General features: G+C 72.2%; 7 protein-coding genes. All 7 read left to right on the top strand.

The window, feature by feature from the left end; translation table 11 throughout:
- The first annotated feature begins 72 nt into the window (after positions 1-72).
- Positions 73-1,245 (top strand): alanine racemase, encoded by a 1,173-nt coding sequence (gene alr / locus HY703_09735; protein ID MBI4545465.1) that lies wholly within the window; start codon positions 73-75, stop codon positions 1,243-1,245.
- Positions 1,239-1,643: a cytidine deaminase gene (locus tag HY703_09730; GenBank protein MBI4545464.1), complete on the top strand. Its 405-nt coding sequence runs from the start codon at positions 1,239-1,241 to the stop codon at positions 1,641-1,643. The genes alr and HY703_09730 overlap by 7 nt, the downstream gene beginning before the upstream one ends.
- Positions 1,640-1,927, top strand: coding sequence for a EutN/CcmL family microcompartment protein (locus HY703_09725; GenBank protein MBI4545463.1), 288 nt, complete (start codon positions 1,640-1,642; stop codon positions 1,925-1,927). Before HY703_09730 ends, HY703_09725 begins: the two co-directional genes overlap by 4 nt.
- A 10-nt stretch (positions 1,928-1,937) precedes the next feature.
- Positions 1,938-3,257, top strand: a complete 1,320-nt coding sequence (locus HY703_09720; GenBank protein MBI4545462.1) for a hypothetical protein — start codon at positions 1,938-1,940, stop codon at positions 3,255-3,257.
- Between the two features lie 122 nt (positions 3,258-3,379).
- Positions 3,380-4,525 carry a hypothetical protein gene (locus HY703_09715; GenBank protein ID MBI4545461.1) on the top strand — a complete coding sequence of 382 codons (1,146 nt, stop codon included), beginning with the start codon at positions 3,380-3,382 and terminating at the stop codon, positions 4,523-4,525.
- Between the two features lie 89 nt (positions 4,526-4,614).
- Positions 4,615-6,285 (top strand): MiaB/RimO family radical SAM methylthiotransferase, encoded by a 1,671-nt coding sequence (locus tag HY703_09710; GenBank protein MBI4545460.1) that lies wholly within the window; start codon positions 4,615-4,617, stop codon positions 6,283-6,285.
- Between the two features lie 31 nt (positions 6,286-6,316).
- On the top strand, positions 6,317-6,737 hold a 421-nt coding region (locus tag HY703_09705), incomplete at its 3' end, for a hypothetical protein (protein MBI4545459.1).

Raw genomic sequence — 6,737 nt, 5'->3', positions numbered from 1 at the left:
GTGCGCGGGATAGGGCGTCTTTGCCTTGCGAGGGCTTCATGGCCGGCCTATAGTCAAAAGCCTTGTGGAGTTATGTCAATCGTAGCGGAAGCGCGGGCCTGGGTCGAGGTGGACCTCGAGGCGCTGCGCGCCAACTTCGAGGCGGTGCGGGCGGCCGCCGGCCCGCGGGCGGCGGTGATCGCAATGGTCAAGGCGGACGGCTACGGCGTGGGGGCGGAGATGGTCGCGCGTGCGCTCGAGCCGCTGGAACCGTGGGGGTATGGCGTTGCCACGGCGGAGGAAGGGTGGGCGTTGCGGCGGGCGGGCATCGAGCGGCCGATCATCACCTTCGCGCCGCTGCCGCCCGCTGCCGTCGAGCTGGCCGCGGAGTCCCGCCTGACCGCGAGCATCTCTGACCTGGGCGAGCTGGAGCGCTGGGGCGCGGCGGCGCGGGCTGCCGGTGCGCGGCTGGATTTCCACGTGGAAGTGGACACGGGAATGGGGCGGGCGGGGTTCGACTGGCGCGAGACGGCGGTGTGGGGCGCAGCGGTGCGCGCGGCCGCAGTGGTGGGGCGGGAGCACGGTGGCGGGCCAGGTGTGCGCTGGACGGGAGTGTTCACCCACTTCCACGGTGCGGACGCGGTCGAGCGGGCGCCTGCCGCGACGCAGTGGGCGCGCTTCCAGGACGCGCTGGCGCGGCTGCCCGCGTCGCGCGAAGACCTTATGGTGCACGCGGCGAACAGCGCCGCCGCGTTGCGCTGGCCGGAGTACGCGGCCGACGCGGTGCGCCCGGGCATCTTCCTGTATGGCGGCCATCCGGCGCCGGCTGTGCCGGCGGCGGAGTTGCCCGCACCCCGTCCGGTGGTGGCGGTGCGATCACGGGTGCTGCTGGTGCGGGAGGTGCCGCCCGGCAGCACCGTGGGTTACGGTGCGACCCACGTCGCCCGCGGCTGGGAGCGCTGGGGCACGCTGGGCATCGGGTACGGCGATGGCCTGCGCCGCAGCCTGGGCAACGGGGGAGTGGCGTTGGTCAGGGGCCGGCGCGTCCCTATGCTGGGCCGCATCTCGATGGACCTGACCGTCGTGGACCTGACGGCGGTGCCGGAGGCGGGAGTGGGGCAGATGGCGACGTTGATCGGGCGCGACGGGGTGGAGGAGATCACACTGGAGGAAGTGGCCGCGGCGGCGGACACCATCAGCTACGAAATCTTGACGGGTCTCGGGCCGCGGCTGCCGCGCGTCGAGCGAACGGTTAGGGCATGCTGAATCAGCTCAGGGAGCAGGCGCGGCAGGCGCAGCGGAGGGCGCATGCGCCGTACTCGGGGTTCCGGGTCGGCTGCGTGCTGGAGGCTGAGGGCGGCGAGGTTTTTGCCGGCTGCAACGTGGAGAACGCGTCCTTTGGTGTGACGCTGTGCGCGGAGCGCGTGGCGCTGGGCGCGGCGGTAGTGGCGGGGCAGCTCCGGTTCCGGCGGCTGGTGCTGGTGACGGACGCACCGGAGCCGGTGGCGCCGTGCGGCGCCTGCCGACAGGCGCTGGCGGAGTTCGCGCCGGAGCTCGAGATCGTGTCGGAGAGCCGTGGTGCGGAGGCGCACTGGTCGCTGGGCAGCCTGCTGCCCGAGGCTTTCCGGCTGCCGGGGTACGAGCCGAAGCGGGCTGCGCCGTGAAGCTGGGGCGGGTGATCGGCTCGGTCGTCTCGACGCGTAAGGACCCGAAGCTGTCCGGGCTGAAGCTACTCATCGTCGAGAACCTCACCCTCGAACTCGAGCCGGAGGGCGGGTACGTGGTGGCGGTGGACGCGGTCGGTGCAGGCGCCCGCGAGGTTGTGCTCTACGCCACGGGCAGCTCGGCGCGTCAGACGGAGCAGACGAAGGATCGGCCCGTGGACGCGGTGATCATGGGGATCGTGGACCAGTTCGATGTGGCCGGCCGAACCGTCCGTCTGGCGTAGCGAGGGCGCATTGCCGATTGCCCGGAAAGTCCTGGTCGTACTGCTCTCGGCTGCCGCGCTGCTGCCTGCGTGCGGCGACGAGGACCCGACTGGGGTGGGTGGGCCGCTACTGCCGGGCGGCGTGATCCGCAGCTTCGAGGTGGTGCTGGATGCCGGGACCTTCCTGACCGAGGCTACGGATCTGGCCGGATTCGCGAAGCCGCCCGCCTCGGGCTTCTTCCTGATTGCTCACCGGTTTGGCGGTTCGCTCGAGTCCCACGCGCTGGCGCGCTTCGCGCCGCCGCCCGCGCGGGTGACGTTCCGCGATGCGGCCGGGACGGTCCGCGAGGACACGCTCCCCCGTTTCATTGGCGGGCAACTCGTGCTGCGGGTGGACACGCTTCTCACCGTGCCTCGCGCACCACTGCGGCTTCAACTCTTCCGGGTCGCGGAGGCGTGGGACCCGGGCAGCGCCGACTGGCGTTTGCGGGTGGACAGCGGCAGGGTCGCGCTGGCCTGGTCGCAGCCGGGCGGCACAGTGGGGGCGCTGGTGGACAGTGCAGTGTGGCAGCCGGGGACCGACTCGGTCGTGTTTGCCGTGGACTCGCAGACCGTAGCCCTGTGGGCGGACACGACCAACGCCGCACGGGGCGCACTGATTCTGGCAGCCACGGATGGGACCCGCATGAAGTCGCCCCTGGCCCTGCTGCGGCTCGAGGCGCGGCCGTCGCAGCGCCCCGACACGGTGGTCACCGCGACCGTGGGATCGGTAGCGCGCACCTTCCTCTTCGATCCCCCACCGCCGTCCCTGACACCACTGCAGGTGGGGGGAACGCCGGCCTGGCGGTCTTTCCTGCGGTTCCGCGGAGGCCTGGATACTGTGTCAGTGGCGTGCCCCGGCGGCGCACCCGGCTGCCGGCTGCGGCTGGGGGACGCGACCGTCAACTTCGCGGCCCTGCTGCTTGACCCGCTCCCGGTGCCGGCAGCGTTCCAGCCCGAGGCGGCCTTCGACATCGAGGCCAGATCCGTCCTCGAAACGCCTGGTGTGCCAGTGGCGCGCTCGCCGTTGGGACAGTTGCTGGGCCGCGTGCGCACGCCAGTGGATCCGAGGGCCTTCGCGGCGGGTTCCAAGGCGCCGCCGGCCGTCGAGGTTCCGGTGACCACCTTCCTGAGCAGCCTCGTCGCCCCGCTGGAGAGGGCGGACAGTGCGCGCGCCTCGACGCTGGCACTGCTGGCGACAATCGAGGCCGGAACTTTCGGCTTCGGCACCTTCGCCGCCGGCGGGACAGCGAGCGCGGCGCCGCGGCTGCGGATTGTGCTCAGCATCGCCAGCGAGGTGCAGATCCAGTGATGGGGCGAGCGGGGTGCGGAAAGACGACCCGGGCGCCGCAGGCGCGGGGGCTGCGGGCCCCGTGGTGCGTGCATCGCACTCGGCGCTTCAGTGCTCTGACGTGGCTACCGCTCGCGGGGCTGATGCCGCTCGCGCTCTTTCCGTCGCCGGCGCGCGGGCAGTCGCTGTTTGCGACGCGGGGGCTGGGAGTACCGGTAGCGCCCCTCGACGCCCGGGCCCGTGTGCTGGGGGGCGTGGGGGTAGGGTTGCTCGGGCTGAACCCCTCACTGGTCAATCCCGCCGAGGTGGCTGGCCTGCGCCGGCGCGGGATTTCCGTAGCGTCGCAGCCATCCTCGCGCAGCATGCAGCTCGAGGGGGAGGAGGCCGACGCCGGCGCGACCCGCTTCCCGCTGCTCCGCATCCTCTACCCGGTGGGCAGCCGCCTGGTCACCAGCCTGGGCTACGGCGGCTACCTCGACCAGTCGTGGGGGGTGGTCACCGAGCGCCGCGAAGTGATCGGCCAGGACACGGTGCCGGTGCGTGACCTGGTCGAGTCCTCCGGCGGTATTGCACAGCTCCAGCTCAGCGCAGCGTACGTCCTCTCGCCCGCCCTGGCCGTGGGCGCCGCCGTCGGACTCTACACCGGCAGCCTGGAACGCGAGGTCACCCGTACCTTCGAGGACACCACCCTCACCAACGTGCAGCGCTTCCAGACACGACTGCGCTGGGGGTACCGCGGCCCCCAAGCCACGATCGGCTTGCGCTGGGACCCACTCCCCGTCCTGCGCCTCGCCAGCAGCGTGACCTGGGCGGGAGAGCTGGAGGCCGAGGGCGAAGAGGGCGACGCCCGCGACCGCAGCTTCGACCTCCCCTGGCAGATCGCGGGTGGCGCCAGCGCCTGGCTCGCGCCCCGGATCCTGGCCGGCATCTCCGCACAATGGACCGGCTGGGCCGCCGCGCAGGACGACTTCGCCGATCCCGACCTCGCCACCAACGCCTGGGAGCTGGGCGGCGGCCTGGAATGGGAAGCCAGCCGCGCCGGCGAACGGGTCTTCCCCCTGCGCCTCGGCTTCCACTACGGGCAGTTTCCGTTCAAACTGCAGGGCGAAACCCCTGCCGAATGGTCGGTTGCCCTCGGGATCGGCGCGCGCTTCGCTGGCGACGAGGGCGGCCCGCTCGCCGTCGTCGATGCCGCGGCCGAGCGAGGCGGGCGCGGCGACCGCAACGCCACCGGCCTGACCGAGAGCTTCTGGCGGCTGACCGTGTCCCTGTCGCTGTTCGGCCGGTGACCTTTCCGCGCCCATGGGGTAGCAGCGGCTCCCAGCATGGCTCGCCCCAGAGGTTCTGAATTCAGCAGGTGAGGAAGACGCAACCCGCTATGGAACTGCCCCAGCCGCCAGTGCACGCTCCACCGCGCGCGGCCGCCGACGCCCGCAAGGCGTACGTCGAGACGTACGGCTGCCAGATGAACGTCAGTGATGGCGAGCTGATGCAGGGTATCCTGGCGGCGCACGGCTACGAGCTGGCGGCGGCGGCGGAAGAGGCGGACGTCATCCTGGTCAACACCTGCGCGATCCGCGAGCACGCGGAGCAGCGGGTACTGGGGCGGGTCGCGCAACTCTATCAGCTCAAGCGCCGGCGGCCGGGGCTGATCATCGGAGTGACAGGTTGCATGGCGCAGCGGCTGGGGGAGACCCTGCTCGAGCGGGCGCCGTACGTGGATCTGGTGATGGGGCCGGACGGCTACCGCGGGCTGCCGCAGGCGCTGGCGGCGCTGCGCCCCTGGGCGCACCGCCCCGACGCGGCCACAGGGCGACGCGGGGACACGGCGAAGCAGCCGGAGGCGGAGACGCGGGGACACGGCGACGCGGCGAACGGCCCGGACACGACTGGGAGTGGCGGCGTTGTGCGGCGGGAGCTGCCGGTGCTGCAAGCTGACGCTGTGGCGCCGACAGCGGCCGGCAGGGTGGCGGCCGCTGCTTCGTCGGGTCGCGGCGTCGCCGCCTCGCGTAGTGGGGTGGCAGTCGCCCCCTCGCTCCCTTGGCGTGTCTCCGGCTCGGAGGGTAGTGGGGCGGGGCGGCTGGCGGTGCTGGAGTTCCAGCCCCACGAGCACTACGAGGGGCTCGAGGTGCGGCGCCGCTCCGGGGTGAGCGCCTGGGTGCCGGTGCAGCGGGGGTGCGACTACCGCTGCACCTACTGCATTGTGCCGTATGTGCGTGGCCCGGAGAAGAACCGGGAGCCGTCGAAGATCCTGGAGGAAGTGCGTCGCATTGCGGCGGGCGGCACGGCGGAGGTGGTGCTGCTGGGGCAGACAGTCAACTCGTACCGGCACGGCGACTGGGACTTCGCGCGCCTGCTGCGGGCGGTAGCGCGGGTGGACGGGATCCGGCGGGTGCGCTTTACTTCGCCGCATCCGAACGACGTCACGCCCGAGCTGGTCGAGGTGATGGCGGCGGAGCCGGCGGTATGCAAGCAACTGCACCTGCCGGTGCAGGCGGGGCATAACCGCACGCTGAAGCGGATGCTCCGCCGCTACACTGTGGAGAGCTACCTGGAGAAGGTCCGGCTGGTGCGGGACGTGGTCCCGGGCGTGGCGCTGTCCACGGACGTCATTGTCGCCTTCCCGGGCGAGACGGAGGCGGAGTACGAGGCGACGCTCGAGTTGCTCCGGGAAGTGCGCTACGACGATGCCTTCCTGTACAAGTACTCGGCGCGGGCGGGCACGCCGGCGACCCGGCTGCCGCGCCAGGAGTTCATTGCCGAGGCGGAGGCGCAAGCGCGGCTGGAGCGGGTCATCGCGCTGCATCGGCAGATCCAGGCGGAGATCAACGAGGGCGAGGTGGGGCGGGTCGAGCAAGTGCTGGTGGAGCGGCTGGCGCGGAGTCCGGGCGATGTCCTGGCGCGCACGGGCCGCAACAAGGTGGTGGCCTTTCCCGCCGGCCCGGAGGCGGTGGGGTGCTTCCTGGCGGTGCGGCTTACGGCGACCACGGGCGCGACCTTCACAGGCGAGCTCCTGGAGGCGGCGAGGCCGCTTTTGCGGACCGGCTGAGCTCGATGGGCCGGCGGCGAGGGAGCGCTAGATGCCGCCCCTCGCCCGTGCGGCCATTGTTTTCTATTCAGGCATTCTGCTGGGCCTGCGCTGGGCGGGTGCTGCTCCAGCGCCCAGCGCACCTCTCCTGCTGGCCGCTCTGATCGGGCTGACCTCTCTTTTCTTTTTCCGGCGTCACCAGAGCTGGCTGCTACTCGGCGCCTTCGCCGCCACCGGTTTCGCTTCGGGCGCGGGGGCGGCGGCCCGGGAGCGGGGCGATTGCCGGAGCCGCATACCGGATGCGTCGCGCCTGGTGGTGCGTGGCACGTTCGCGGCGCGGCCAGCGGCAAACGGGGCTGCACCCTTCCGGCTGGAGCGGATCTGGGCGCGGGGCACGGCCGTCGAATGCACAGGTCAGGTCCAGGCCCGGCTGGGTCGCGGGCGGCGCGCGGCGCCAGGGGTGGTGGCGGGGG

It is taken from the genome of Gemmatimonadota bacterium (assembly GCA_016209965.1).
Taxonomy (GTDB): Bacteria; Gemmatimonadota; Gemmatimonadetes; order Longimicrobiales; family RSA9; genus JACQVE01.
Note: the sequence above shows the minus strand (reverse complement) of the source record. Positions and strands in the feature narration are given on the sequence as shown.

What these genes read in the sequence shown, in the direction of transcription:
- alr (MBI4545465.1), top strand. Translation starts at nt 73, where the DNA reads ATGTCAATCGTAGCGGAAGCGCGGGCCTGGGTCGAGGTGGACCTCGAG.
- HY703_09730 (MBI4545464.1), top strand. Translation starts at nt 1,239, where the DNA reads ATGCTGAATCAGCTCAGGGAGCAGGCGCGGCAGGCGCAGCGGAGGGCG.
- HY703_09715 (MBI4545461.1), top strand. Translation starts at nt 3,380, where the DNA reads ATGCCGCTCGCGCTCTTTCCGTCGCCGGCGCGCGGGCAGTCGCTGTTT.
- HY703_09710 (MBI4545460.1), top strand. Translation starts at nt 4,615, where the DNA reads ATGGAACTGCCCCAGCCGCCAGTGCACGCTCCACCGCGCGCGGCCGCC.